Here is a 24,178-nt window from a genome sequence, read left to right as displayed (position 1 = left end):
CCAAGGTCAGCGCCAGAACCCGCTATAGGGCGCCGAGAAGTCCGAAGGTTTCTTCACGACGCAGAAGGATTTCCGGGCCTGGTACTCGGCGCACAGTCTCTGCGCCGTCGCCGGCTCGAGGTCGGCGATGATGGCGGCCTGTTTCGTGACCTTGTTGGAGGTGACCGGCAGGATGTACTCCTTGCCCGGGTGCGCGACGCCCATCGCCATCAGCTTGGCCTGTCCGGCATCGAACGCATTCTTTGCCGTTCGCCAGTCGCCGAAGGTGCCGAGCCAGACCGCATCGCCCGGCATGTCGTAGCGGATGCCGCCGCATTCGCCGTAGGGCAGGACCGTCACCGGGCCGCCCTCGCCGTTGCGCAACTGCCACACCTTCTGGCGGTTGCCGCCGGTCTTGAGCGCATAGGCCTCGTCGAACAGGCGGACAAGGAATTCGTCGCGCAGGTCGGCGCGGCGGAACCCGAAGGCAACGGCCACCAGCCGCCGGCCGTCGCGCACCGCGCTACCCACGATGTTGAAACCCGAGGCGCAGATGAAACCCGTCTTGAAGCCGTCGGCATAGGGCGAATAGAGATCGAGGAACTTGATGCCCGGCCCGATCAGCTGGTTGCCCAGCATGAACTCCTTGGTGCGGAAGTAGCCGTAGTACTGTGGGAAGTCCTTGATGATCGCGAGGGCGAGGATGGCCATGTCGCGCGCGGTCGTGGTCTGTGCCGGATCCGGCAGGCCGTTGGCGTTGCGGAAGGTCGTGGCCGTCATGCCCAGCCGCTGCGCAGTCTCGGTCATGCGCTGGCCGAAGGTCGGCTCCGAGCCCGAGAGGCGCTCGCCGAAAGCCGTCGCCACGTCGTTTGCCGACCGGGCGACCAGCGCCTGTATCCCCTGCTCGACCGTGATGGTCCGGCCCTGCGCCAGACCCAGGTGGGAAGACGGCTTGGTGCGGGCATTCTCCGTGAACGAAAGCGTGGCGTTGAGTTGCAGGCGTCCGGCCTTGAGCTCCTCGAAGACGATATAGAGCGTCATCATCTTGGTGAGCGACGCAGGATACCACAGCGTCCCGGCACTCCGGTCCAGCAGGGCCTCGCCCGTGGCCACATCGACGACGACATAGGGGCCGGCGGGGACGGGACCTGAGGGGGAGGCCACGGGGGCGATCTGGGCCCGCGCCGGAGCCAACGACAGGGCGAACAAGCCCAAAATGCACAGCAGAAGACGCACGTTCATGGCCATCGATGCCGGAGGGGTCGGCAGCATACGCCCTTCCAACGGCCCGCGGGAGGCATTAGATCGAAGGGATGCTCAAGGTTATGATCGCTCCCGTCACCCCGTTTCAGCAGAACTGCTCCATCGTCTGGTGCGACGAGACAATGGAGGGCACCGCCGTCGATCCGGGCGGCGACTTCGACATGCTCAAGCAGGCGATCGACCAGCAGGGCATCAAGGTCACCAAGGTCCTGCTGACCCACGGCCATGTCGACCATGCCTCGGCCGCCGGCACCATGGCCGAGCATTACGGCGTGAAGATCGAAGGACCGCACGAGGACGACCTGTTCCTGATCGAGGGGTTGCCGGACTCGGGCAGGAAGTACAATTTCCCGGTCTACAAACCGTTCGTTCCCGACCGCTGGCTGACCCATGGCGAGACGGTGAGCCTCGGCAACGCGACCTTCGACGTGGTCCACTGCCCCGGCCATACGCCGGGCCATGTCGTGTTCGTGAACAAGCCCGCAAAGGTCGCCTTCGTCGGCGACGTACTATTCCGCGGCTCGATCGGCCGCACGGATTTTCCGCGCGGCAATCACGATCAGCTCCTCGAGTCGATCCGCCACCGCCTGTGGCCGTTCGGCGACGACATCACCTTCGTCCCCGGCCACGGCCAGACCTCGACCTTCGGCTGGGAACGCAAGACCAACCCCTACGTCGCCGATCTCAACTTCGAAGATTAGGACGGGTTGGCACTTGGCTGGCGTCCTGAGCACAGCGAAGGACCTTAGGAAACGACTGAGGACTCCGGCGCTGACGTGAGATCCTTCGCTTCGCTCTGGATGACAAGAACTAAGCCTTGCGCACGCCCCTGACACCGTCGGCGAGAGCCTTGATGTAGGCGAAGACGCCCGGCACGAGGTCGGGCTTGGCCTTGCCGTGGTCATCGAGGCCCGCCTTCACGCGCTCGACGATCGCCGAGCCCACGACCGCGGCATCGGCGTGACGCGCGATGGCCGCCGCCTGATCGGGCGTGCGGATACCGAAGCCCACGCCGATCGGCAATTCGGTGTGACGCTTGATGCGCTCGACATGGGTGCGCACGGCTTCCTCGGTCGCCGAACTGGTGCCGGTGATGCCGAGCACCGAGACGAAATAGACGAAACCGGAAGAATACTTCAGCACCGCCGGCAGGCGCTCGTCGTCGGTGGTGGGGGCCGTCAACAGCACGGTGTCGATGCCGGCCGTAACCGCATAGGGCTTTAGTTCATCGGCCTCTTCCGGCGGCAGGTCGACCAGGATGAAACCGTCGACACCGGCGGCGGCTGCGTCCTTGCAGAAGCGCTCGGGGCCGCGCTGGTAGACGAGATTGTAGTAGCCCATCAGCAGGATCGGCGTGTCGTTGTCGCCGGTTTCCTTGCGAAAGCGACGCACCATGTCGAAGGTCGCATCGACGGTGATGCCGGCCTTCAGCGCGCGTTGACCGGCGAGCTGGATCGACGGGCCGTCGGCCATCGGATCGGTGAAGGGCATGCCGAGTTCGATGAGATCGGCGCCGGCGGCCGGCAGGCCCTTCAGGATCTGGTAGCTGATGTCGAGGTTGGGATCGCCGGCCGTGACGTAGGTGACGAGACCGGCCCGTTTGTCGGCCTTGAGACGGGCGAAGCGCTTGGCGATGCGGCTCATGGTCAGATCTTCATTCCGAGGCGTTCGGCTACGGCAAAGACATCCTTGTCGCCGCGTCCGCAGAGATTCATCACCAGCAGATTGTCCTTCGGCAAGGTGGGCGCGAGCTTGATCACATGCCCCAGAGCGTGGGCCGGCTCGAGCGCCGGAATGATGCCCTCGAGCTTGCACAGCATCTGGAAGGCCGCGAGCGCCTCGGCGTCGGTGGCCGATACGTATTCGATGCGACCCATCTCCTTCAGCCAGGAATGCTCGGGCCCGATGCCCGGATAATCGAGGCCGGCGGAGATCGAATGCGCCTCGGTGATCTGGCCTTCCTTGTCCTGCAGGAGATAGGTCCGGTTGCCGTGCAGAACACCCGGGCGCCCGCCCGTGAGCGACGCGGCATGCTCGCCGGTTTCCACACCCTTGCCGCCCGCCTCGACGCCGACGAGGCGCACGCCCTTGTCGTCGAGGAACGGATGGAACAGGCCCATCGCATTCGAGCCGCCGCCGATGCAAGCCACCAGCGTGTCGGGCAGACGGCCCTCGGCCTTCATCATCTGCACGCGCGTCTCGTTGCCGATGACGCACTGGAAATCACGCACCATCGCCGGATAGGGATGCGGGCCCGCCACGGTGCCGATGCAGTAGAACGTGTTCTCGCAGGTCGCGACCCAGTCGCGCAGCGCCTCGTTCATGGCGTCCTTGAGCGTGGCCGACCCCGCCGTCACGGCGCGCACCTCGGCGCCCAGCATGTTCATGCGCACGACGTTGGGCGCCTGACGTTCAACGTCGACGGCGCCCATGAAGACCACACAGGGAATGTCGAACAGCGCACAGGCGGTGGCGGTGGCGACGCCATGCTGGCCGGCGCCGGTCTCGGCGATGACCCGCGTCTTGCCCATGCGCTTGGCCATCAGGACCTGGCCCAGCACGTTATTGATCTTGTGGCTGCCCGTATGGTTCAGCTCGTCGCGCTTGAAGTAGATTTTTGCGCCGCCCAGCTTCTCGGTCAGGCGCTTGGCGAAATAGAGCGGGCTGGGGCGACCGGCATAGTGCTCCAGCAGATAGTCGAGCTCGTTCTGGAACGACGGATCGGCCTTGGCCTCGTTGTAGGCCTTCTCCAGGTCGAGGATCAGCGGCATCAGCGTCTCGGCGACGTAGCGGCCGCCGAAAATGCCGAAGTGCCCACGCTCGTCAGGGCCGGTGCGGAAACTGTTGGGTGCGCTGGGCATTGTTCTTCCTGTCGGGACGGGCCGGATTAGCAGTCCCGGCGGGGGTCGGTCAAAAGCCCTAGTTTTTCTTCTTCTTGGCCGCTTTCGCCTTGGGGGCGGCCTTGGCCTTCGGGGCGGGCGCAGCCTTGCGCCGGGCAGCAGCCGGCTTGGCCGCAACGGCGGGCGCCGGAGGCGGCGCGTCGTCCTCGAGTTCGATGATCACCTCGATCTCGACCGGAATGCCGCGCGGCAGCGAACCCATGCCGACCGCGGACCGGGCATGGCGGCCCTTCTCGCCGAACACCTCGACGAAGAGATCCGAGCAGCCGTTGATCACTTCCGGATGGCTGCCGTATTCCGACGTGGCATTCACCATCCCCAGCACCTTGACGATGCGCTTCACGCGATCGAGGTCGCCCAGTTCGGCCTTGAGGGCGCCGAGAATGCTGAGACCGGTGTCGCGTGCGAGGCGATTGGCCTGCTCGAGGGAGAAATCACGTCCCACCTTGCCCACCGGCAGCGGCTTGCCGGGCAGGCCCGGGCCCTTGCCCGCCATATAGAGCAGGTTGCCGGTACGCACGGCATTGACGTAGCTCCCCATCGGCGTGGTCGCCTCGGGAAGCTCGATGCCGAGCTCCTTCAGCCGCTCTTCGACTTTCATGCCCTCAGCTCCTCAAAGCACTCGTACGGCGCCCAGAAAGGCGCGGATCAATTCAGCGGATTTCACCCCGCGCGTCGCTTCTACACCAGAAGAAACGTCGACGGCGCGCGCGCCGGTGACGCGGACCGCCTCGGCGACATTTCCGGGATTGAGTCCACCGGCGAGGAACCATGGCAGCGGCACGGTCCGGCCCGACAGAAAGGTCCAGTCGAAGGCCTTGGCGTTGCCACCCGGCAGCGTGCCGTCGGCGGCATCGAACATCAGCCGATCGGCGACGCCGGCATAGGTCGCAATGCCGTGCTCGACATCGGCGGGCACCGCGACCTTGATCGCCTTCATCACCGGCTTGCCGGTCCTTGCCTTGAGCGCGGCCAGTCGCTCCGGCGTCTCGGCACCGTGAAGCTGCAGCATGTCGATCGCGCCGGTCGCCAGGCGCTCGTCGATCAGCGCATCATCGGCATCGACGAACAGGCCGACCCGGATCACCCTCGACGGGACACGCGCGCCCAACGCCTTCAGCAGATCGAGCGACTCGATATGACGCGGCGAGCGCGGAAAGGTGACGAAGCCCACGAAGCCCGCGCCGGCCTCCACCGCAGCATCGACCGTCTCCGGCGTCGACAGCCCGCAGATCTTGGCTTCGACGGTCATAGGTCGTTGACCCCGGCCTCGCGCGCGATCGCCTCGGCGGCCGCGCGGGGATCGGCCGCCTGGTAGATCGGCCGCCCGACGACGAGATTGCTGGCGCCGAGATCGACCGCCTGGCGCGGCGTCATCGCCCGCTTCTGGTCGTTGGCGGCACTGCCGACCGGACGGATGCCCGGCACCATCAGCACGAAGTCAGGACCGCATTGCTTCCGCAGGGCCGCGATCTCGTGAGGCGAGCAGATCACGCCGTCGAGGCCGCTCTCATGCGCCAGCGCCGCGAGCCGCAGCACCTGCTCCGACGGATCGGCATTGATGCCGGTCGATTCGAGATCGGACCGGTCGAGCGAGGTGAGCACGGTGACGCCGAGCAGTTTGGGTCGCGCGACATTCAGCTTCGCGGCCTGCGAAGCGGCCTCTTCGACCGCCGCCTTCATCATTTCGCGGCCACCGCTCGCATGGATCGTGATGAAGGTGGGCGCGAGGTCGACCACCGCGCGGATGCCACCTGCCACCGTGTTGGGAATGTCGTGCAGCTTGAGATCGAGGAAGAATCCCACGCCGGTCGCCCGCACCGGGGTCGGGAAGGCATAGCGCACGCCTGGCGCACCATGGGCGAGGAAGAACTCCAGCCCGAGCTTGATGCCGCCGACCGCCGGCTTCGGCCCCCCGGCAACGCTCTGGATGAGCTTCGTGGCGAGGGCGAGATCGATGGTGTCGATGCTCGAATAGACGGGATTGGCGCGGGCTTTCATGGCGGGCGCAACCTAATGGCCGCGCCCCTCACCAGCAATCAGGAACTGCGCACCCGGCGGACCGCGTCCTGCCAGCCGGCATAGCGGCGTTCGCGCGAGGCGCTGTCCTCGGCGGGCCGGAAAGCCCGGTCGAGCACCCATGTCTTCGAGAGGGCTTCCAGCGACGGCCAGAGACCCGCCTTCAGGCCGGCCAGGAAGGCAGCGCCCAGCGCGGTCGTCTCCGTCACTTCCGGCCGCTCGACCGGTGTGCCCGTCGTGTCGGCCAGCCGCTGCATCAACGAGTCGTTCACCACCATGCCGCCGTCGACGCGGACCTCGTCGATCTGGGCACCGTCACCGCGCATCGCCTCGAGCAGGTCGCGGGTCTGGTAGCAGACCGAATCGAGGGTCGCGGCGGCAATCTCGCCGGGGCCCGAATCGCGCGTCAGGCCAAGAATGGCCGCACGGGCCTCGGGGTCCCAATGCGGCGCGCCCAGCCCCACGAAGGCCGGCACCATGTACACGCCGTGGCCTTCCCTGGCGCCCGCGGCGACCTTTTCGACATCCGAGGATTTCTCGATCAGCTTCAGCCCGTCGCGCAGCCATTGCACGGCGGCCCCGGCGATGAAGATGCTGCCTTCGAGCGCATAGGTACGCCGGCCGTCGAGCTGATAGGCGATCGTCGTCAGCAGGCGGTGGCGGGAATGCACCGCCATGCTGCCGGTATTGAGGAGCGCGAAGCACCCTGTGCCGTAGGTCGCCTTCACCATGCCGGGCTTGATGCAGGCCTGGCCCACGGTGGCCGCCTGCTGATCCCCGGCCATGCCGAGGATGGGAACGGGGACGCCCAGTATGTCCTTGGTAGCGACGCCCAGTTCGCCGGAACAGTCGACGACCTCGGGCAGCATCGAGGCCGGTACCCCCAGCATTTTCATCAGCTCGGGATCCCAGCGGCCCGTACGGATGTCGAGCAGCAGCGAACGGCTCGCATTGGTGGCATCGCTGGCATGCACGGCGCCGCCGGTCAGGCGCCACAGCAGAAAACATTCGATGGTGCCGGCTGCGAGCGCGCCCTTGTCCGCGGCGGCGCGGGCGCCGGCGACATGATCGAGGATCCACGCGATCTTGGTGCCGGAGAAATAGGGATCGAGCAGCAGGCCGGTGCGATCGGTGAAGAGCTTCTCGTGCCCTTCCTTTTTCAGTTCGGCGCAGCGGTCGGCGGTGCGCCGGTCCTGCCAGACGATGGCATTGTGGATCGGCTTGCCGGTGGCACGATCCCACACGACCGTGGTCTCGCGCTGGTTGGTGATGCCGATGCCGGCGAGATCCTTGGCATCGAGTTTCGCGCTGGTGAGCGCGCCGCGGCAGACCTCGACCGTCGCCGACCAGATCTCTTCCGGATCGTGCTCGACCCAGCCGGGCTTGGGAAAGATCTGCGGCAGTTCCTTTTGGGCCGACGCGACCGGCCGCCCGCCCGCGTCGAAGACGATGGCGCGGGTACTGGTCGTGCCCTGGTCTATGGCGAGAACATGCTGGGCAGCCATCGTGGGGCGAAAGCCTAGTGGGCGCGATCGATGGCGAAGTCGACGGCCTCGAGCAGCGCCGACTTGAGCGGCGTGCTGGGAAACAGGCCGAGCGCGTCGCGCGCCATGGCGCCGTAGTGGCGCGCCCGCTCCAGCGTGTCGGACAAGGCGCCATGCCGTTCGATCAGGCCGTGAGCCTGTTCGAGATCCTCGGGACGCTGGTCGAGCTTCTCGATGGTGCGCTTCCAGAACTCGCGATCGACGGCGCCGCCGCGCAGGAAGGCCAGGATCACCGGCAGGGTAATCTTGCCCTCGCGGAAGTCGTCGCCGACCGACTTGCCGAGCTTGGCTTCGCGGCCGGAATAATCGAGGGCGTCGTCGACCAGCTGGAAGGCGATGCCCAGGTTCATGCCGAAGCTCTGCAGCGCCACGCGCTCCGGGCCATTGCGGCCGGCCACCATCGCACCGACCTCGGCGGCTGCGGCAAACAGCTTGGCGGTCTTGGCCTTGATGATCTCGAGATAGGTCGCCTCGGGCGTGCTGATGTCGCGCTGGCTGACCAGCTGCAGCACCTCGCCCTCCGCAATCGTGGAGGAGGCGTTCGACAGCACGCCCAGGATGTCGAGCGAACCGACCTCGACCATCAGCTCGAACGCTCGCGTGAAGAGGAAGTCGCCGACCAGTACCGAGGCCTTGTCGCCATACACGGTGTTGGCGGTCGGCTTTCCGCGGCGCAGGGCGCTCACGTCGACCACGTCGTCATGCAGCAAGGTGGCGGAATGGATGAACTCGACGCAGGTCGCGAGCTTGATGTGGCGATCGCTGCTCTCGCTGTAGCCGCAAAGGCGGGCCGCCGCGACCGTGAGCAACGGACGCATGCGCTTGCCCCCGGCGCCGACGAGGTGATTGGCCAGTTCAGGGATCAGCGCGACCGGCGAACGCATGCGGACCACGATCTCGCGATCGACGCGCCCCATGTCGTCGCTGCACAGGGCCAGAAGGGGTTCGAGGCTGGGCGACTTGCGCTTGCCCTCGAGAGAGACGACGGTTGCCATGACGGGAGGCCAACTCTCCGGTGGAGCGTGTTACTTCGACGTGATGTCGTATGAGATGACTAGCATGGAATCCGCGCCGACCGAAAACACCCTGATGGGCGGCCGGGTGAAGCTCTTGCAGCCCCGACGCGGATATCGAATCGCGGTGGATGCGGTGCTGCTGGCCGCTGCGGTCGACGCAAGGCCCGGCGAGAGCGTGCTCGATCTCGGCGCGGGTGTCGGCGCCGTCGGCCTTTGCATCGGCGCGCGCGTGCCCGGCTGCGGCATCACCGGGATCGAGCTGCAACCGGCGCTGGCGGCGCTGGCCGAACGCAATGCCGTGCTGAACGACGCGGCAGATCGAGTCCGCACGCTGGTTCACGATTTGGCCGACTCTCTCCCCCCCGAACTCAGCCCTTTCGACCATGTCGTGACCAACCCGCCTTACCTTGCGGCGGCCGTGGCCGATCCCTCGCCCGACCGCAGCAAGGCGCTGGCCACCGTCGAATCGAGTGCAAATCTCGCGCGATGGCTGACCGTGGCCACGGGCGCGTTGAAACCTGCAGGGACTCTGCTCCTGATCCATCGCAGCGATCGTCTCGAAGAGATCGTGGGCACGCTGGCGCCCCTCGGCTGGGGCGACATCACGGTCAAGCGCCTGCCGCCTGCCGCCCGTGTGCTCGTTCGCGCGCGCCCTGCAAGCGAACTGCGGCGCCGGGACGCGGCGCCGCTGGTGCTGCATCGGCCCGGCGGCGGCTACACCGACGAAGCCGAAGCCATCCTGCGCCATGGCCAGCCGCTTGCCTTCTAGGGGCACGCCCGCGACAGTGCCCGGCATGTTGAATTGGTTCAGGGATCGCTTTCACCGCGGGCCGGTCGTGCCCGTCGTTCGTCTCTCCGGCGTCATCGCCTCCGGCGGCCTGCTGGGCGGCCGCAGCCTGTCGATGGAGTCCGTCGCGCCCTTGCTGAAGCGGGCGTTCGAGACCCGCGGCGCCAAGGCCGTCGCGCTGTCGCTCAACTCGCCCGGCGGCTCTCCCGTGCAATCCGCGCTGATCGCCCAGCGCATCCGCCTGCATGCCGCCGAGAAGGGCCTGCCCGTCATCGCCTTTGTCGAGGATGTCGCCGCCTCGGGCGGCTACTGGCTGGCCTGCGCGGCCGACGAGATCATCGCCGACCCCAGCTCGATCGTGGGCTCGATCGGCGTCATCAGCTCGGGCTTCGGTTTCCAGGACCTGATCGCGCGCATCGGCGTGGAGCGCCGCGTCCATACCTCGGGCGAGAACAAGTCGATGCTCGATCCCTTTCGGCCCGAACAAGCCGAAGATGTCGAGCGGCTGAAGCGGCTGCAGGCGGAGATCCATGACGGCTTCAAGGACTGGATCCGCCAGCGGCGCGGCAAACTTCTGAAGGGCGACGAGAACACGCTGTTCACCGGCGAGTTCTGGACGGCGCGGCGCGGCATCGAGTTCGGCCTGATCGACGGGTTCGGCGAATTGCGCGCCACCCTGCAGGCCCGCTATGGCGACAAGGTGCGCCTGCCCGTCATCGGCCCGCGTCGCCGTCTGCTGTCGAGATTCGGTCTGCAGACCGGGACCGGCGGCGGGATCGACAATATCGGACCGGCCACCCTGGCCGCGCTCGAGGAGCGCGCGCTCTGGCAGCGTTTCGGCCTCTAGGAGAGACTTGCGATGAACCTTCGGAATCCCGTCACCGCCGACGACCTCGCCGCCGTGCGCCAGTGGTTCGACACGCTGTCGAAGCATTGCCGCGCCGTCGATTACGAAGGCGCGCGGCCGATCTTCGCCGACGACATGATCGCCTTCGGCACCTTCACCGACTTCATGATCGGCCGCGACCTGGCCGAGCAGAAGCAGTGGCGCAACGTCTGGGGCACGATCCGCGAGTTCCGCTACGACCTCGACAAGATCGAGGCCATCGTCTCGGCCGACCGGCTGACCGCCGTCGGCATGGGCGTGTGGCAGTCCTACGGCTTCCATCCCAACGGGGACCGCTTCGACCGGCCGGGCCGCACGACGGTCGTCCTGGGACGCAAGGCGGTGGGCGACTCGTTCGTGGCCACCCACACGCACATGTCGTTGTTCCGCGGCACGCCGGAGCGCTCTTACGGCAACTTCGCCAAAAGCGAAGTCGTCTGAGCTTCAGGCCGGATCGATCGCGCCCTTGCGCTCGACGATCATGCGGTACCGGTCGGGCTGGCGGTGGACGGCGAAGTTGAAGGTCGTCGTCTTGTAGCTCCGGCCGGCATCGAGATCGCAGCGATGGACGATCAGCTCGTCGCCGTCGCCGCCCGCCCGCGCGAGGACCTTGCCCGAGGGGGCCACGATCATGCTGTCGGCGAGTGACGGCACGCCCTCCTCGGTGCCGCCCTTGGCGACGCCGACCACCCAGGTGCCATTCTGGTAGGCACCGGCCTGCATGGAGAGCTGGTTGTGGAACCATGAGTGCTCGTCATGGTCGGGCGACGGCGCGTTGTGCAGCGGCGTGTTGTAACCCAGAAGCACCATCTCGACATTCTGCAGGCCCATCACGCGATAGGTCTCCGGCCAGCGGCGATCGTTGCAGATGCACATGCCCATGTTGCCGCCGAACGCCTTCACCACCGGGAAGCCGAGATTGCCGACCTCGAAGTAGCGCTTCTCGAGATGCTGGAACGGCCGCTCGGGCTCGTGCTCGGCATGGCCGGGCAGATGGACCTTGCGATACTTGGACACGATGCTGCCGTCGCGCTCGACCAGGATCGACGTATTGAAACGCCGGGTGCGGCCGTCTTCGTTGGCCAGCTCCGCATAGCCGAGGCAGAAGCCCATCGAGAGGCGCTTGGCCTCCGTGAACAGCGCCGCCGTCTCGTTGGACGGCATCTCCTGCTCGAAGAAGGAATCGACCTCGGCCTGGTCCTGCATCCACCAGCGCGGAAAGAACGTGGTGAGCGTGAGCTCGGGGAACACCACGAGTTCGCATCCCATGCGCTTCGCCTCGCGCAGATGGGCGATCAGCCGCTCCACCACGTCGCGGCGGGTATGGCTGCGCTGGATGGGACCCATCTGCGCCGCACCGACAGTCAGAAAACGTGTCATCGTCACCTCTCGGCGACGAGTATAGCGCCTAGGGGCCCGCGCGCTTCACGTCGTTGGTGAACTCTGCCGAGCAAAAACCGCCGCCCTGGAAGAGATCGCCGACCGGATCTGGTCCGATCTTTGCCTGCTCGGCCTCGGCGTGGGCGCGGTGATCTTCGGACTTGTCCTGCGGACGATAGCCGAGCTGCTGCGCCCGCGAATTGTCCCACCAGCCCGCCGCATTGTCCGAGGCGCCGTAGAAGATCTCGTAACGGAGATCGGGATGATCGAGACCGATCTGGAAGAGCTGAACGAGATCGCGCGGCGAGATCCAGATGGACAGACGCCGCACGTCGAGCGGCAGCGGCCCGACATTGCCGATCCGCAGGCAGGTCACAGCGATCCCGTGCTTGTCGGAATAGAGCGCGCCCAGCGCTTCGCCGAACACCTTGCTGACCCCATAGCGGCTGTCGGGGCGAACGGTGAGATTGGTGCCGATGCGCTTCTTGCGAGGATAGAAGCCGATCGCATGGTTGGAGGAGGCGAAGATCACGCGCTTCACGCCGGCTTCGCGCGCCGCTTCGAAGACATTGTAGCACCCGATGATATTGGCCTGCAGGATCTGATCCCAGGTGCCTTCGACGGAATGACCGCCGAGATGGATGACGCTGTCGGCGCCTTTGACCACCGCTGCGACCTCCTCCGGCCTGGTGAGATCGGCCGCGACGAAGGTCTCGCCCGGCTGCAGGTCCTTTGGCTCCACGCGATCGCTCAGCGCCAGCCCGGGATAGAGCTTGGCCAGCAGCGGTCGCGTCATGGTGCCGATTCCGCCGGCGGCGCCCGTGAAGACGATACGGCGCGTACTCTTAGCGTCGGCCATTCCTGTTTCCTCCTGCCAGTGTTCGATAGCGCTCGAGCGAGCGCGTGAGGTGATCGCGCATGGCGCGCCGGGCCTCGGCGACGTCCTTGTCCGAAATCGCCGTCACGATGCGCGTGTGTTCGACCTGGATGCGTTCGAGATAGAGGCGGCGTTCGGCCGGCGTGTCGACCTTGAGCCGCACGCTCTGGCGCGGGATCACGTGACTGCCGAGATAGGCCAGGAAGCGCGGGAACTGGTCGTTGCCGGTCGCTTCGGCGATGGCGCGGTGAAAGGCGAAATCCTCGGCGACGGCACCCTCGCCGCGCTGGAGGGCAGCGTCGATGGCGCGGCACGCGCTGCGGATGGGCGCAAGCTGGCGACGGCCGGCGCGCTCGGCGGCGAGACCCGCCGCCTGGACCTCGACCGCCAGACGCAGTTCCATGACGTTCAAGATGTCGGCCAACGACGTGTCGCGCGGCGGCACGATGCGGAACGGTCCCGCCGCAGGGTCGGCGACATAGGCGCCCGACCCGCGGCGGGTCACGACCAGCCCGTCGGCGCGCAAGGCCGCCACGGCTTCGCGCACCACGGTGCGGCTGACGCCGAACGCCGTCGTCAACGCCTGCTCGGTCGGCAGCCGCGCACCGGGCGCCAAGCGGCCGCCGCGAATGTCGGCGCTCAGCCGCGCCATCACCTGCTCGGCGAGATTGTTGGTGGTCTGCTTGTCGGCCATCGGGGCGATGCTAGCGGCGGCCAAGTTGTCAGACAACTGGAGAACGGCGCGCACCGGGCTCAGGCGGCCCCTTCATCGGCCAGCTCCAGCATCAAGTTCAGCAGCACCTGCGCACCGGCCGCGAGATCGGCGGCCTCGGTGTGTTCCTTCACATTGTGGCTGAGGCCCGCCACGGACGGCACGAAGATCATGGCCGTCGGGCAGAGGCGCTGCATCATCTGGGCATCGTGGCCGGCCCCGGACGGCATGCGCCGCGTGCTGAGCGACAGCGCCCGGGCATGATGCTCCACACGGCCGACCAGGCCCGCATCGAAGATCACCGGCTCGAAGCGCGCCAGCACCTTCGCCTCGACCTCGACCCGCTCGGCTGCCGCGACCTCCGCGATATGCGCGGCGACCCGCGCCTCGGCTTCCTTGAGCTTGGCCTCGTCGGTGTTGCGCAGGTCGACCGAGAACACGGCGCGGTTGGGCACGACGTTGATCAGGTTGGGCCGCAGCGCCAGCGAGCCCACCGTGGCCACCTGATCGCCGCCCATCTCCCAGGCGAGCTTTCGGGCGAACAGGTTCACCGAGGCCGCGAGGTAACCCGCGTCGCGGCGCAGGCGCATCGGGGTCGTGCCAGCATGGTTGGAGACGCCGGTCACGGTGTACTCCGTCCACGAGATGCCCTGCACACTCTCGACGACACCGATCTGGATCTTCTCCTCGTCGAGGATCGGCCCCTGCTCGATATGCAGCTCGACGAAGGCGTGCGGCTTAACGGCGCCGGGCTTTGCGGGCCCGAGATAGCCGATGCGGCGGAGCTCGTCGCCGACCGACACACCGTCCTTGTCGGAAGCGGCATAGGCTTCGTTGAGCCCAAGGCCGCCGACATAGACCAGACTGCCCATCATGTCGGGCTGGAAGCGCGCGCCCTCCTCGTTGGTGAAGACGGCGACCGCGATCGGGCGGCGCGTCGTCACGCCGGCCTCGTTCAGCGCCCGCACGACCTCCAATCCGGCGAGCACGCCGTAATTGCCGTCGTAGCGCCCGCCGGTGCGCACCGTGTCGATATGGCTGCCGGTCATGATCGGCGCGAGGTCCTCGCTGCCGGCGCGCACGCCGATCACGTTGCCGATCGCATCGACCGTCACGGCGAGGCCCAGGGCCTTCATCCAGCCCACCACCAGGTCGCGGCCAGACTTGTCCTCGTCGGTGAGCGCCAGTCGCGCGCAGCCGCCGCCCTCGATGGCGCCGAGGGAAGCCAGCTCGTCGAGCGCGCCCAGCAGGCGCCGGTCATCCAGTCGCAACATGAATTCTCCAGTGGGACCAAGACCTTAGTCGTTCCCGGGAGGCCGGGCAAAATATCACGCCGGCTTGATCCGGATTGCCTTGCAAGCGCCACGGCCGGAGGTCACTTAGGGAGGCGATGACCCGCTTTCTGGCCCTTCTGCTCGTGCTTCTGGCCGGTCCGGCCCTCGCACCCTCGGCGTTTGCGCAGGCTTCGGCCGCACCCACGGCGGTCGTGACGACCGACAATGTGCGGTCCGAACTCGTGTCCGAGGTGGCGACGGTCAAGCCCGGCGAACCGTTCTGGGTCGGCCTGCGCCAGACCCTGCGGCCGAAGTGGCATACCTACTGGAAGAATCCGGGCGAATCGGGCCTGCCGACCGAGATTACCTGGAAGCTGCCCGAGGGCGCCAAGGCCGATCCCATCGTGTGGCCGGCGCCGATCCTGTTCGATATCGGCGGCGTCATTAATTACGGCTTCAAGGACGAGTCCATGCTGCTGGTGCGCATCACGCCGCCAGCCAACCTCGCGGGACCTCTCACGCTCGCCGCCGAAGCCAACTGGCTGGTCTGCGAGGATGTCTGCATTCCCGAAGAGGGCAAGTTCGAGCTGGTACTGCCCACGGGAGCGGCCGCGACGCCGGCGCCGCCTGCCGCGCGCACCCTGTTCGAACAGGCGCGTCGGGCGATCCCGACGGCCAGCCCGTGGCCGGCCCGCTATGGCCTGTCCAAGACCGGTGACCCCACCCTGCTGGTCGAGGCCAAGGGCCTCAAGGCCGACGCCGTGGGCGACGTCTATTTCTTCCCGGCCGAATGGGGCCCCGTCGCCACCATGGCCAAGCAGATCGCCACGGTGACGCCTGAGGGCATCCGCATTCCCCTGAAGAAGGGCGACGCCAAGAGCGCAATGCCCGCCGAGCTGGCCGGCACGCTGGTGCTCACCGAGAAAACGGCCGACGGCAACGTGAAGCAGGCCTTCGACCTTTCGGCCAAACTCGACCCGGCCTTCGTGCCGACCGCCACCGCATCGCTGGCGAATGCAGTCGGCGCCGAGGATCTTTCGCTGGTCCAGGCGCTGCTGTTCGCGCTGCTGGGCGGGCTGATCCTGAACCTGATGCCCTGCGTCTTTCCGGTCCTCGCCATGAAGGCCGCGGCCTTCGCGCGCCTTGCCGGCCATGAGCGCAGCGAGATGCGCCGCGACGGGCTCGCCTACACGGCGGGCGTCCTTGCCTCCTTCGCCGCCATGGCGGGCATCGTGATCGCGATCCGCTCAACCGCGGGCGAGGTGAGCTGGGGCTTCCAGTTCCAGTCGCCGGTCTTCTCGCTGCTGATCGCCTATCTGTTCTTCGTGGTCGGCCTCAACCTCTCCGGCGTGTTCGAAGTCGGCGGCCGGCTGGCCGGCGTTGGCCAGGGCCTCGTGGCCCGCGGCGGCACCACGGGCGCCTTCTTCACGGGCGTGCTGGCGGTAATCGTGGCCACGCCCTGCACCGCGCCGTTCATGGCGGCGGCCCTGGGCTTTGCGCTCAGCCAGCCGGCCCCCGCGACGATCGCGGTGCTGCTGGCCATGGGCCTCGGCCTGGCCCTGCCCTATCTCGCGCTATCGATGACGCCGGCCCTGCAGAAGCTGATGCCGCGGCCCGGCCCGTGGATGGACCGGCTGCGCCAGTTCCTCGCCTTTCCGATGTACGCCTCCGCCGTCTGGATGATCTGGGTGCTCACCCAGCAGACCGGCGCCGATGGCGTGCTCTATGCGCTGGGCGGCATGATCCTGATCGCCTTCGCCATCTGGCTGCTGCGGATCGGCAGTGCAGCCTCGGTCGGTACCTGGGTGCGCCGCGGCCTCGCCGCGGCCGCGGTGCTGCTGGCCTTCGCCGCCACGCTCAAGCTCGACGACAGTCCCGCGACTGCCGCCTCGGCGTCGGGTGGTCCGAATGCCGGCGTCAGCTTCGAAGGCTGGGAACGCTTCTCGCGCGCCCGCATGGCCGAGGCCGTCGCCGCCGGCAAGCCGGTGTTCGTCGACTTCACGGCCGCCTGGTGCATCACATGCCTGGTGAACGAGAGGGTCGCGCTGGAAACGCCCGCGACCCGGAAGGCGTTCGAGCAGGCGGGCGTCGTCAAGCTCAAGGGCGACTGGACCAACCGCGATACCGAGATCACCGGCGTCCTGAAGGAACTCGGCCGCGCGGGCGTTCCCCTCTACCTCTTCTGGGCGCCGGGGGCGGATCGGCCGAAGATCCTGCCGCAGGTCCTCACCGAAACGCTGATCCTGTCGGAGTTGTCGTCAATCCAGCAAGCCAAACGTTAGGAGGCACTCATGTCCAAGCTGAATGTTCCCCGTCGTTCCGTGATCATCGGTGGCGCCGCGCTGGCCCTCTCCCCCGCCGCAGCCTTCGCCTCCTCAAGCCCCGACATCGGCAAGCCCGCACCGCAATTCACCGCGGTCGACAGCAACGGCAAGAGCTGGTCGCTGGCCGACCTCAAGGGCAAGGTCGTCGTGCTCGAGACCACGAATCACGATTGCCCCTACGTGCGCAAGCACTACACGTCCAACAACATGCAGGACCAGCAGCGCGAGGCCGCCACCAAGGGCGTCGTCTGGCTGACGGTCGCCTCCTCCGCCACCGGCGAGCAGGGTCATGTGACGGCGCAGCAGGCGAACGATCTCACCAAGAGCCGCAACGCAGCACCTGCAGCCGTGCTGCTCGACCCGCAGAGCAAGGTCGCGCGCGCCTATGGCGCCACCGTGACGCCGCACATGTACATCATCGATGCCAACGGCATCCTGGTGTACAAGGGCGGCATCGACTCCATTCCCTCGTCGAGTGTCGCCGACATTCCGAAGGCGACGCAGTATGTCCGGGTGGGTCTGGATCAGGTTCTGTCCGGCAAGCCGGTGGCCGATTCCTCGACCCGCGCCTATGGCTGCACGCTGAAATATCCCAAGACCTCGACCTGACGAGCCGGCCATGCCGCACGACGGCTGGCATCCTCACGACAACTCTCACGACCACCATCATCACGGCCCGCCGACCCGGCGGACCGTTCTGGCGGCGGCAGCTCTATTGCCGTTCGGTGCGGCGAGTGCCCAGACGGTCGATGCAGCGCAGCGCATCGCCGATGCCGCAAACCGCTTCCTTCTTTCGCTCGATGACGGCCAGCGCCGGAAGGCGATGATTGGGTTCGACTCTGCCAATCGCCTCGACTGGCACTACTTCCCGCGCAGCCGCTCGGGCCTGACCTTGGGCGAGATGCGGCCCAATCAGGCCGACGCGGCCCGTGCGCTGTTCGCCTCTGTGCTGAACCAGCGCGGCCTCGAACTGCTCGATGGCGTGCGCCTGCTCGAAAGCGTGCTGCGCGAGCAGCAGGGCAGCTTCCGCGATCCGGGCCGCTATTACGTCTCGGTGTTCGGCACGCCCGGCCGCTTTCCCTGGGGATGGCGCTTCGAGGGTCATCACCTCTCGTTGAACGTGGCCCTGCCGGCCGCCGGGCACATTGCCGTGACGCCATTCTTCGCCGGTGCCCATCCCGCCACGGTGCGCGACGGACCCGATCGCGGCTTTCGCCTGCTCGGCCCCTCAGAAGACCTTGCCCGCCAGATCATGGCGAGCCTCAACGACCGGCAGCGCCGGGCCGCGACCATCGCCGACCGCTCGTTCGGAGAGATCGTGGCGAGTCCGCAGCGAGAGCAGGATCTCGGCAATCCCAAAGGGCTGCTGCTGGGCGACATGACCGGTGCGCAGCGCACGTTGGTCGAGGCGCTGATGGACCGCTTCCTTGGCACCCTTGCGGCCGACCTGATGGCCCAGCAAAAGCAGCGGGTTCTGGAACAGGGCGTTGCGACGTTCCGCTTTGCCTGGGCGGGATCACTGACGCCCGGCGAGGCGCATTATTTCCGCGTGCATGGGCCGGCCACCCTGGTCGAGCATGACAATACCCAGAACGGCGCGAATCATATCCATGCGGTGTGGCGCGACCTCGCCGCGGATTTCGGCGGCGACGCGCTGGCCGACCACTACCGCCAGCAGAAGCACCGCTGAGCAGGAAGCCGTTCAGGTGGGATGCACGAGCCGATGGATGAAGCCCAGTTTCTCGATCGCGGGCGGTGACAGCACGAAGGGATAGAGGTCGGGCTGGCCCATGGCGCGGTTGAGGCTGTTCAGCGCCAGCGACAGAGGCAGCCAGCTGTCGATCAGCTGAGCTATCTCGACCGCGCGATACGGATCGAAATCGACGCTCGCATCCAGCTCCTCGCCCTTGGCAAGACGCGGCTGTGTCGACAGGCCGAACGCCCGCGCGATTTCGAGCGTGTCGACGATGTGCAGATAGTGCGCCCAGGTCTCGGCGAAATCCTCCCAGGGATGCGATGTCGCGTACTGGCTGACGAAGTTCGACTGCCAGTCGGGCGGCGCGCCATTGGCGTAATAGGCCTGCAGCGCCTGTCCGTAATCCTGGCTGTCGTCGCCGAAGAGCTGTCGGCACGCGTCGAGCTGGCCGCCGTCGCGCACCAGCCGATCCCAGAAATAATGCCCGATCTCGTGACGGAAGTGGCCGAGCAGTGTGCGATAGGGCTCATGCATCGCCACCCGATTTTTCTCCCGGTAGGCATCATCGGCCTCGGCCAGTGCAATGGTGATCAATCCGTTCTCGTGCCCTGTCATGACCCGGGGCGCATTCGGGTGCGGCAGCTCGGCCAGAAAGTCGAAGGCCAGCCCCTCGGTCGGCGATTCGATCTGTGTCGGCATCCTGAGCTTGAGGCGAAGCAACGAATAGAACATCCGGTGCTTGGCAATTTCCATTTTCTGCCAGTTGATCAGGTTGTCGACGATCGTGAGGTCGGGAATCGTTCTGTTGTGACGGCAGGACACGCAGAAGGCATCCGGTGAGCCGGCGTCTACAAGCCAGTTGCAACCGGCGTGCTGGGCGTTAGCACAGAAGCGATAAAGCACGTCCTTCGAGGCAAGGGCGCGCCACAACTCCCCCTCCGGCTCCAGAGCCGACAGGGTCGCGACTTCGGGCACGTATCCGAGCTTATGTCCGCATTTCACACAGACATCGTTCTCGAAATACAGGATCTGCTGGCAGCTCTGGCATTTGAAGAGTTTCATCGCGCCCCTAACGCATAACTCGCCCTGATGTTGCCATGTCGTCCTGCCGCAGCCTTGGATGGACGGTTGAGGAACTTTTCCCCGGTGGCCGCCGTTCATCAGGCCTTACAGGGGAGATGCGCATGAGCGCCCGGACCGGAACCGACAATGCGACATCGACCAGGGAGCCCGTCGAAGCTCCTTCCGTATTCGTCCATGGGGGTCGAGTACTCCCTTCCGTGACGGTCGACACTTACAACGAGGAATTGCGCGACGAGGAAGGCTTCGTCGGCGACCGCGCCAGCCGTCGGGCTTTCCACGCCATCCTGGCCGACTGGCGGGATCGCCTGAAGGAGCGCGGAGAGGACCCGTTCGGCGACATCCCGATGGAAGAAATCTCGAAGTCGAAGCTCGACAAGATGCTGAACGCCGGCGACCCGGTGTCCGCCGGTCTGGTCCACACGGTCGTCGAGGAGTTCGCCGGCGAACTGGCGACCGTGATCCGCCGCTTCTTGCGGCTCGAAACATGGAAGGACACGCAGCGTATCGTGATCGGCGGCGGCATGATCGGCAGCCGGATCGGCGAACTGGCAATGGGCCGGACCAGCATCATGCTGGCAGCCGACGGCATCAAGATCGAACTCGCGGCGATCCAGAACGATCCGGACGAGGCGGGGCTGATCGGCGCGGTGCATCTGGCCCCCAGCTGGGTCATGGCCGGACATGACGCCATCCTCGCCGTCGATATCGGCGGCACCAATGTGCGCGTGGGCGTGGTCGAGCTCAATTCAGGCAAGCGCGGGGACGTCGAGGAAGCGGATGTCTGGAAGCGCCAGGTCTGGCGCCATGCCGACGACGAACCCGATCGCGACGAAGCCATCGAGAAGATCGCCGCGATGCTGAACAAGTTGATCGACCGCGCCACGCACGAAAAGATCAAGCTCGCGCCGTTCATGGGCATCGGCTGTCCCGGCCTGATCGACGAGCAGGGCTCCATCCTGAAGGGCGGCCAGAACCTGCCGGGCAACTGGGAGGGTAAGTCGTTCAACCTGGCCGCCGCCCTCTCCGCCCATCTTCCCAAGATCGACGGACACGACATCTTCATCCAGATCCACAACGACGCGGTGGTTCAGGGACTGAGCGAGGTCCCGCATATGAAGGACATCGAGCACTGGGGCGTCATGACGATCGGTACCGGGCTCGGCAACGCCCGGTTCACAAATCGGGAGTGACTGCGGGCCGACCGAAAAAGCCTAAAGGTCCTTCGCTTCGCTCAGGATGACAAAGGGTGCCGGCGTCGAGGCAGTGCGCCGATACAGGCCGTGTTGTCATCCCGAGCGTAAGCGAGGGACCTTTGTCCTTGGCCCTACCCCATCTGATAGCCGGGCGTCGACTTGGAGATGGCGATCTCCTCTGCGTCCATGTCGTCGATGATGCCCTCGAACAACGGCGTGGTGAGATAGCGTTCGCCGGTATCGGGCAGCATGCAGAGGATGACCGAGCCGGCGGGAGCCTTCGCCGCCACCTGAAGCGCGATGGCGAAGGTCGAACCGCCTGAAATGCCGGTGAAGATGCCTTCCTTCTGCGCCAGCGCCTTGGCGCATTTGATGCCATCCGCCCCGACCACTGGAAGCAGCTCGTCGTAATACTTCCTGTCGATCGACTCCTGAAGCACGAGCGGGATGAAATCCGGCGTCCAGCCCTGGATCGGATGCGGCTCGAAGGCGGGGTGGCTGACCGCGGGTGAGCCGTCCGCCGCCCGCTCCTGGGGCTTGCCGCTGCCGAGGAGCTGGGCATTGGCCGGTTCCGTGAGAACGATCTTCGTCTCCGGCCGCTCCTTGCGCAGCACGCGCGCCACGCCGGTCACCGTGCCACCCGTGCCATAACCGCTGACGAAATAGTCGAGCCGACCGCCGGCGAAGTCGGCCAGGATCTCGCGCGCCGTGGTGGCTTCGTGGATCTCGGCGTTGGCGTCGGTCTCGAACTGGTGGGCCAGGAACCAGCCATTGGCCTTCGCGAGCTCGACCGCCTTTTGATACATGCCGAAGCCCTTCTGCGCGCGCGGCGTCAGCACGACCTTGGCGCCCAGCATGCGCATCAGCTTGCGCCGCTCGATCGAGAAGCTGTCGGCCATGGTGACCACCAGTGGATAGCCCTTCTGGGCGCAGACCATGGCCAGCCCGATACCGGTGTTGCCGCTGGTCGCCTCGACCACGGTCTGGCCGGGCTTGAGCGTGCCCTTGCGCTCGGCCGCCTCGATGATGTTGACGGCCAGGCGATCCTTCACCGAGCCGCCGGGATTGAAGGCCTCGACCTTGACGTAGATCGTGACGCCCTTGGGCGCCAGGGCGTTGATCCGGATGCAGGGCGTGTCGCCGATCGTGTCGAGCACGTTGTCGTAAAGCCGACCGCGTCCCGCAGTGGTCCGGATCTTGGTGCCCATCTTCATCTCCCTGTGCGTGAAAGCGAATTCTACGCCGGTTCAGCGGCAACGCGAAACCGGAGTAGGATGACGCGGATTCGGGGGAGAACAAGCGATGAGACGCCGGACTTTATTGACGGGCATGGGCGCCGTGGCGCTTCTGGCAACGGCCGGACCGGGCCGCGCCCAGGCCGACTCCCTGCCCTCTTGGAACGACGGCCCGGTGAAGCGGTCGATCCTCGATTTCATTGCACGCACGACGACCCTGGGCGGACCGGACTGGGTGCCGGTGCCGGAGCGCATTGCCTGCTTCGACAATGACGGCACGCTCTGGACGGAGCAGCCGATCTACGTCCAGATCGCCTTCGCCGTCGATCGCGTTAAGGCGATGGCGCCGCAGCATCCCGAATGGCGCACCCAGGAGCCGTTCCGGTCGGTGCTGGCCGACGATCAGGCCACGCTGGCGACGCTGGGTGAAAAGGGCTTCCTCGAGATCATCGCGGCGACGCATACCGGCCAGACGACCGAGGCCTTCGCGAAGGCCGTGACCGACTGGATGGCGACCGCCCGCCATCCGCGCTTCAAGCGCCCCTACACCGACCTCGTCTACCAGCCGATGCTCGAGTTGCTGGCGCTTCTGCGCGCCCATCAGTTCAAGACCTTCATCGTCTCCGGAGGCGGCATCGAGTTCATGCGACCGTGGACGGAGCGCATCTACGGCATTCCGCCGGAGCAGGTCGTGGGCTCGTCGGGCGTGACCCGGTACGAACTGCGGCCGGACGGCACGCCGGTCCTGCTGAAGGAGCCCAAGATCCAGTTCATCGACGATGGACCGGGCAAGCCGGAGGGCATCAATCAGTTCATCGGCCGGCGCCCCGTCTTCGCCTTCGGCAATTCCGATGGCGACCAGCAGATGCTCGAATGGACGGCGGCGGGCAGCGGTGCCCGTTTCATGGGCCTCGTGCATCATACCGATGCCGTCCGCGAATACGCCTACGATCGCCCCTCTTCGATCGGCCAGCTCGACAAGGCGTGGGACGAAGCCCTGCGCCGCCACTGGACCATCGTCGACATGAAGAACGACTGGAAGGTGATCTACCCGTTCGAGCTGCGCTGACGGTCGCCGCGGGGCTAGAGGTCGAACTCGACGAAGACCGGCCAGTGGTCGGAGGCCACGATGCCGTAGCCGATCCAGGCCCGTTTGACCTTGGGCGACAGGTCGTGCGTTACGAAGACATGATCGATGCGTCCCTCGCGCGGGAACGAATCGACCTCGTCCTCGCTGTTGCCGGCGGCGGCCCAGGCATCGGCGAGATGCATGGTGGTGCCCAGCCGCCCGTAGTAGCTCGTGTCGCCGCAGACCAGCGGATATTCCGGATGCGCCGGCGTGAAGTTGAAATCGCCCGCGAGGATGGCGGAGCGCGCCACGTCGGGCCGGCGCTCCTGGAACATGAAGGTGGAGCCGGCAGCACCGTCCCAGGTTGCACCGATGCGCTCGGCGTTGAGGACCGTCTCCATCAGGGCGCGGACCTGCGGCAGGCGCTGCTGCGGGCCGACATGGCTGAGATGGACGCTGTAGACGCGCAACGGTCCCGCGGGCGTCTTGATCGAGGCCTCGACGAAGCCGCGTTGCAGGTCGAAGCGGTCGACGAGCTGAGTCTTGGGCAGGAGATGGCCCCGCGCCCAGGAGATCGGCCAGCGCGAGATCACGGCATTGCCGAAGCTGCGGCGGCGGTTGGTGATCCGCCCGTCGGCGCCGACCTCGCTGGCGTCGGACTCCATGGCGCCGTGGTACCAGTGATAGCGGTTGAGCCTCGAGGCGATCTCGGCGGTCTGGTCGGCGAAGGCATTCTGCGGCCAGCCGGATACGGCTTCCTGGATACAGACGATGTCGGCCTCGGCCACCGTGTCGGCAATGCGGGCCACGTCGTACTTGCCGTCGGCGCCGACGCCGTAATGGATGTTGTAGGTGCAGAACAGCATCAAACGCACTAACTCTCCGATGCTACCTTGAATTCAAGACCACCCCAAGGGATTGAACTCTTCCTCCTCTGCAAA

General features: G+C 66.6%; 24 protein-coding genes. 9 read left to right on the top strand and 15 right to left on the bottom strand.

From position 1 onward, the window contains the following. Positions 1-6: 6 nt before the first annotated feature. Entirely contained in the window at positions 7-1,221 is a 1,215-nt protein-coding gene (locus tag ACP15H_RS28310) for a D-alanyl-D-alanine carboxypeptidase family protein (RefSeq protein ID WP_425069458.1), read from the bottom strand. Positions 1,222-1,292: 71 nt separating this feature from the next. On the opposite strand from ACP15H_RS28310, the gene ACP15H_RS28305 reads away from it, so the two are divergent. Then, on the top strand, positions 1,293-1,943 hold the full coding sequence (locus tag ACP15H_RS28305) for an MBL fold metallo-hydrolase (RefSeq protein WP_425069457.1): 651 nt from the start codon (positions 1,293-1,295) through the stop codon (positions 1,941-1,943). A gap of 109 nt (positions 1,944-2,052) precedes the next feature. Here the strand turns inward: ACP15H_RS28305 and trpA are convergent, their stop codons facing one another. From trpA to ACP15H_RS28270, 7 genes are read right to left on the bottom strand one after another with little or no spacing between them, the layout of a single operon-like run. Continuing rightward, entirely contained in the window at positions 2,053-2,886 is an 834-nt protein-coding gene (trpA, locus tag ACP15H_RS28300; RefSeq protein ID WP_425069456.1) for a tryptophan synthase subunit alpha, read from the bottom strand. Between the two features lie 2 nt (positions 2,887-2,888). After that, positions 2,889-4,103 carry a tryptophan synthase subunit beta gene (gene trpB, locus ACP15H_RS28295; RefSeq protein ID WP_425069455.1) on the bottom strand — a complete coding sequence of 405 codons (1,215 nt, stop codon included), beginning with the start codon at positions 4,101-4,103 and terminating at the stop codon, positions 2,889-2,891. Between the two features lie 58 nt (positions 4,104-4,161). Further along, a complete protein-coding gene (locus ACP15H_RS28290) occupies positions 4,162-4,743 on the bottom strand; it encodes a RidA family protein (protein WP_425069454.1) in 582 nt (193 codons plus the stop codon). Positions 4,744-4,755: 12 nt separating this feature from the next. Further along, positions 4,756-5,394, bottom strand: a complete 639-nt coding sequence (locus ACP15H_RS28285) for a phosphoribosylanthranilate isomerase (protein WP_425069453.1) — start codon at positions 5,392-5,394, stop codon at positions 4,756-4,758. After that, positions 5,391-6,143 (bottom strand): orotidine-5'-phosphate decarboxylase, encoded by a 753-nt coding sequence (gene pyrF / locus ACP15H_RS28280; RefSeq protein ID WP_425069452.1) that lies wholly within the window; start codon positions 6,141-6,143, stop codon positions 5,391-5,393. The genes ACP15H_RS28285 and pyrF overlap by 4 nt, the downstream gene beginning before the upstream one ends. 38 nt (positions 6,144-6,181) lie before the next feature. Beyond that, entirely contained in the window at positions 6,182-7,666 is a 1,485-nt protein-coding gene (gene glpK, locus ACP15H_RS28275; RefSeq protein WP_425069451.1) for a glycerol kinase GlpK, read from the bottom strand. Between the two features lie 14 nt (positions 7,667-7,680). Continuing rightward, complete coding sequence (locus tag ACP15H_RS28270; RefSeq protein WP_425069450.1) at positions 7,681-8,700, bottom strand: polyprenyl synthetase family protein; 1,020 nt, start codon at positions 8,698-8,700, stop codon at positions 7,681-7,683. A 64-nt stretch (positions 8,701-8,764) separates the two neighbouring features. Between ACP15H_RS28270 and ACP15H_RS28265 the strand changes: the two genes are divergently transcribed. The 3 genes from ACP15H_RS28265 to ACP15H_RS28255 are packed head-to-tail and all read left to right on the top strand — an operon-like array spanning position 8,765 to position 10,835. After that, positions 8,765-9,490 (top strand): tRNA1(Val) (adenine(37)-N6)-methyltransferase, encoded by a 726-nt coding sequence (locus ACP15H_RS28265; protein ID WP_425069449.1) that lies wholly within the window; start codon positions 8,765-8,767, stop codon positions 9,488-9,490. A gap of 25 nt (positions 9,491-9,515) precedes the next feature. Continuing rightward, complete coding sequence (locus ACP15H_RS28260) at positions 9,516-10,355, top strand: S49 family peptidase (protein ID WP_425069448.1); 840 nt, start codon at positions 9,516-9,518, stop codon at positions 10,353-10,355. A 12-nt stretch (positions 10,356-10,367) separates the two neighbouring features. Beyond that, the gene (locus ACP15H_RS28255) at positions 10,368-10,835 is read left to right on the top strand and encodes a YybH family protein (protein ID WP_425069447.1); all 468 of its coding nucleotides are present in this window, start codon (positions 10,368-10,370) and stop codon (positions 10,833-10,835) included. Positions 10,836-10,838: 3 nt separating this feature from the next. Here ACP15H_RS28255 and ACP15H_RS28250 read toward each other — a convergent pair whose 3' ends face one another. The 4 genes from ACP15H_RS28250 to ACP15H_RS28235 are packed head-to-tail and all read right to left on the bottom strand — an operon-like array spanning position 10,839 to position 14,637. Next, positions 10,839-11,774: an N-carbamoyl-D-amino-acid hydrolase gene (locus ACP15H_RS28250; protein WP_425069446.1), complete on the bottom strand. Its 936-nt coding sequence runs from the start codon at positions 11,772-11,774 to the stop codon at positions 10,839-10,841. 28 nt (positions 11,775-11,802) lie between these two features. After that, entirely contained in the window at positions 11,803-12,633 is an 831-nt protein-coding gene (locus tag ACP15H_RS28245) for an NAD-dependent epimerase/dehydratase family protein (RefSeq protein ID WP_425069445.1), read from the bottom strand. After that, the gene (locus tag ACP15H_RS28240) at positions 12,620-13,345 is read right to left on the bottom strand and encodes a FadR/GntR family transcriptional regulator (protein WP_425069444.1); all 726 of its coding nucleotides are present in this window, start codon (positions 13,343-13,345) and stop codon (positions 12,620-12,622) included. The genes ACP15H_RS28245 and ACP15H_RS28240 overlap by 14 nt, the downstream gene beginning before the upstream one ends. Positions 13,346-13,404: 59 nt before the next feature. Then, the gene (locus tag ACP15H_RS28235; RefSeq protein ID WP_425069443.1) at positions 13,405-14,637 is read right to left on the bottom strand and encodes a Zn-dependent hydrolase; all 1,233 of its coding nucleotides are present in this window, start codon (positions 14,635-14,637) and stop codon (positions 13,405-13,407) included. A gap of 116 nt (positions 14,638-14,753) precedes the next feature. Here ACP15H_RS28235 and ACP15H_RS28230 point away from each other — a divergent pair, with 116 nt between their 5' ends. The 3 genes from ACP15H_RS28230 to ACP15H_RS28220 are packed head-to-tail and all read left to right on the top strand — an operon-like array spanning position 14,754 to position 18,651. Beyond that, the gene (locus ACP15H_RS28230) at positions 14,754-16,919 is read left to right on the top strand and encodes a protein-disulfide reductase DsbD family protein (RefSeq protein WP_425069442.1); all 2,166 of its coding nucleotides are present in this window, start codon (positions 14,754-14,756) and stop codon (positions 16,917-16,919) included. Between the two features lie 9 nt (positions 16,920-16,928). Next, entirely contained in the window at positions 16,929-17,570 is a 642-nt protein-coding gene (locus tag ACP15H_RS28225; protein ID WP_425069441.1) for a redoxin domain-containing protein, read from the top strand. Positions 17,571-17,580: 10 nt separating this feature from the next. Continuing rightward, positions 17,581-18,651 (top strand): DUF3500 domain-containing protein, encoded by a 1,071-nt coding sequence (locus ACP15H_RS28220; protein ID WP_425069440.1) that lies wholly within the window; start codon positions 17,581-17,583, stop codon positions 18,649-18,651. Between the two features lie 12 nt (positions 18,652-18,663). On the opposite strand, the gene ACP15H_RS28215 is transcribed toward ACP15H_RS28220, so the two are convergent. Further along, a complete protein-coding gene (locus ACP15H_RS28215) occupies positions 18,664-19,719 on the bottom strand; it encodes a zinc-binding metallopeptidase family protein (RefSeq protein ID WP_425069977.1) in 1,056 nt (351 codons plus the stop codon). Positions 19,720-19,937: 218 nt separating this feature from the next. Here ACP15H_RS28215 and ACP15H_RS28210 point away from each other — a divergent pair, with 218 nt between their 5' ends. After that, positions 19,938-20,930, top strand: coding sequence for an ROK family protein (locus ACP15H_RS28210; RefSeq protein WP_425069439.1), 993 nt, complete (start codon positions 19,938-19,940; stop codon positions 20,928-20,930). Positions 20,931-21,064: 134 nt separating this feature from the next. Here ACP15H_RS28210 and ACP15H_RS28205 read toward each other — a convergent pair whose 3' ends face one another. After that, a complete protein-coding gene (locus tag ACP15H_RS28205; RefSeq protein WP_425069438.1) occupies positions 21,065-22,141 on the bottom strand; it encodes a PLP-dependent cysteine synthase family protein in 1,077 nt (358 codons plus the stop codon). 121 nt (positions 22,142-22,262) lie between these two features. On the opposite strand from ACP15H_RS28205, the gene ACP15H_RS28200 reads away from it, so the two are divergent. Then, the gene (locus tag ACP15H_RS28200; protein WP_425069976.1) at positions 22,263-23,237 is read left to right on the top strand and encodes an HAD family hydrolase; all 975 of its coding nucleotides are present in this window, start codon (positions 22,263-22,265) and stop codon (positions 23,235-23,237) included. Positions 23,238-23,251: 14 nt separating this feature from the next. Here the strand turns inward: ACP15H_RS28200 and ACP15H_RS28195 are convergent, their stop codons facing one another. Beyond that, positions 23,252-24,103, bottom strand: a complete 852-nt coding sequence (locus tag ACP15H_RS28195; RefSeq protein WP_425069975.1) for an endonuclease/exonuclease/phosphatase family protein — start codon at positions 24,101-24,103, stop codon at positions 23,252-23,254. Between the last annotated feature and the right edge of the window lie 75 nt (positions 24,104-24,178).

The sequence above is a fragment of the Reyranella sp. genome (genome assembly GCF_965249915.1).
GTDB lineage: Bacteria > Pseudomonadota > Alphaproteobacteria > Reyranellales > Reyranellaceae > Reyranella.
This window is presented reverse-complemented; position numbering and strand designations above follow the sequence as displayed.

Coding starts and splice junctions, on each gene's coding strand:
- ACP15H_RS28200 (WP_425069976.1), top strand. CDS start 22,263: ATGGGCGCCGTGGCGCTTCTGGCAACGGCCGGACCGGGCCGCGCCCAG.
- ACP15H_RS28245 (WP_425069445.1), bottom strand. CDS start 12,633: ATGGCCGACGCTAAGAGTACGCGCCGTATCGTCTTCACGGGCGCCGCC.
- ACP15H_RS28255 (WP_425069447.1), top strand. CDS start 10,368: ATGAACCTTCGGAATCCCGTCACCGCCGACGACCTCGCCGCCGTGCGC.
- trpB (WP_425069455.1), bottom strand. CDS start 4,103: ATGCCCAGCGCACCCAACAGTTTCCGCACCGGCCCTGACGAGCGTGGG.
- ACP15H_RS28305 (WP_425069457.1), top strand. CDS start 1,293: ATGCTCAAGGTTATGATCGCTCCCGTCACCCCGTTTCAGCAGAACTGC.
- ACP15H_RS28235 (WP_425069443.1), bottom strand. CDS start 14,637: ATGTTGCGACTGGATGACCGGCGCCTGCTGGGCGCGCTCGACGAGCTG.
- ACP15H_RS28285 (WP_425069453.1), bottom strand. CDS start 5,394: ATGACCGTCGAAGCCAAGATCTGCGGGCTGTCGACGCCGGAGACGGTC.
- glpK (WP_425069451.1), bottom strand. CDS start 7,666: ATGGCTGCCCAGCATGTTCTCGCCATAGACCAGGGCACGACCAGTACC.
- ACP15H_RS28260 (WP_425069448.1), top strand. CDS start 9,516: ATGTTGAATTGGTTCAGGGATCGCTTTCACCGCGGGCCGGTCGTGCCC.
- ACP15H_RS28205 (WP_425069438.1), bottom strand. CDS start 22,141: ATGGGCACCAAGATCCGGACCACTGCGGGACGCGGTCGGCTTTACGAC.
- ACP15H_RS28270 (WP_425069450.1), bottom strand. CDS start 8,700: ATGGCAACCGTCGTCTCTCTCGAGGGCAAGCGCAAGTCGCCCAGCCTC.
- ACP15H_RS28290 (WP_425069454.1), bottom strand. CDS start 4,743: ATGAAAGTCGAAGAGCGGCTGAAGGAGCTCGGCATCGAGCTTCCCGAG.
- ACP15H_RS28195 (WP_425069975.1), bottom strand. CDS start 24,103: ATGCTGTTCTGCACCTACAACATCCATTACGGCGTCGGCGCCGACGGC.
- pyrF (WP_425069452.1), bottom strand. CDS start 6,143: ATGAAAGCCCGCGCCAATCCCGTCTATTCGAGCATCGACACCATCGAT.
- ACP15H_RS28230 (WP_425069442.1), top strand. CDS start 14,754: ATGACCCGCTTTCTGGCCCTTCTGCTCGTGCTTCTGGCCGGTCCGGCC.
- ACP15H_RS28265 (WP_425069449.1), top strand. CDS start 8,765: ATGGAATCCGCGCCGACCGAAAACACCCTGATGGGCGGCCGGGTGAAG.
- trpA (WP_425069456.1), bottom strand. CDS start 2,886: ATGAGCCGCATCGCCAAGCGCTTCGCCCGTCTCAAGGCCGACAAACGG.
- ACP15H_RS28225 (WP_425069441.1), top strand. CDS start 16,929: ATGTCCAAGCTGAATGTTCCCCGTCGTTCCGTGATCATCGGTGGCGCC.
- ACP15H_RS28250 (WP_425069446.1), bottom strand. CDS start 11,774: ATGACACGTTTTCTGACTGTCGGTGCGGCGCAGATGGGTCCCATCCAG.
- ACP15H_RS28220 (WP_425069440.1), top strand. CDS start 17,581: ATGCCGCACGACGGCTGGCATCCTCACGACAACTCTCACGACCACCAT.
- ACP15H_RS28215 (WP_425069977.1), bottom strand. CDS start 19,719: ATGAAACTCTTCAAATGCCAGAGCTGCCAGCAGATCCTGTATTTCGAG.
- ACP15H_RS28240 (WP_425069444.1), bottom strand. CDS start 13,345: ATGGCCGACAAGCAGACCACCAACAATCTCGCCGAGCAGGTGATGGCG.
- ACP15H_RS28310 (WP_425069458.1), bottom strand. CDS start 1,221: ATGAACGTGCGTCTTCTGCTGTGCATTTTGGGCTTGTTCGCCCTGTCG.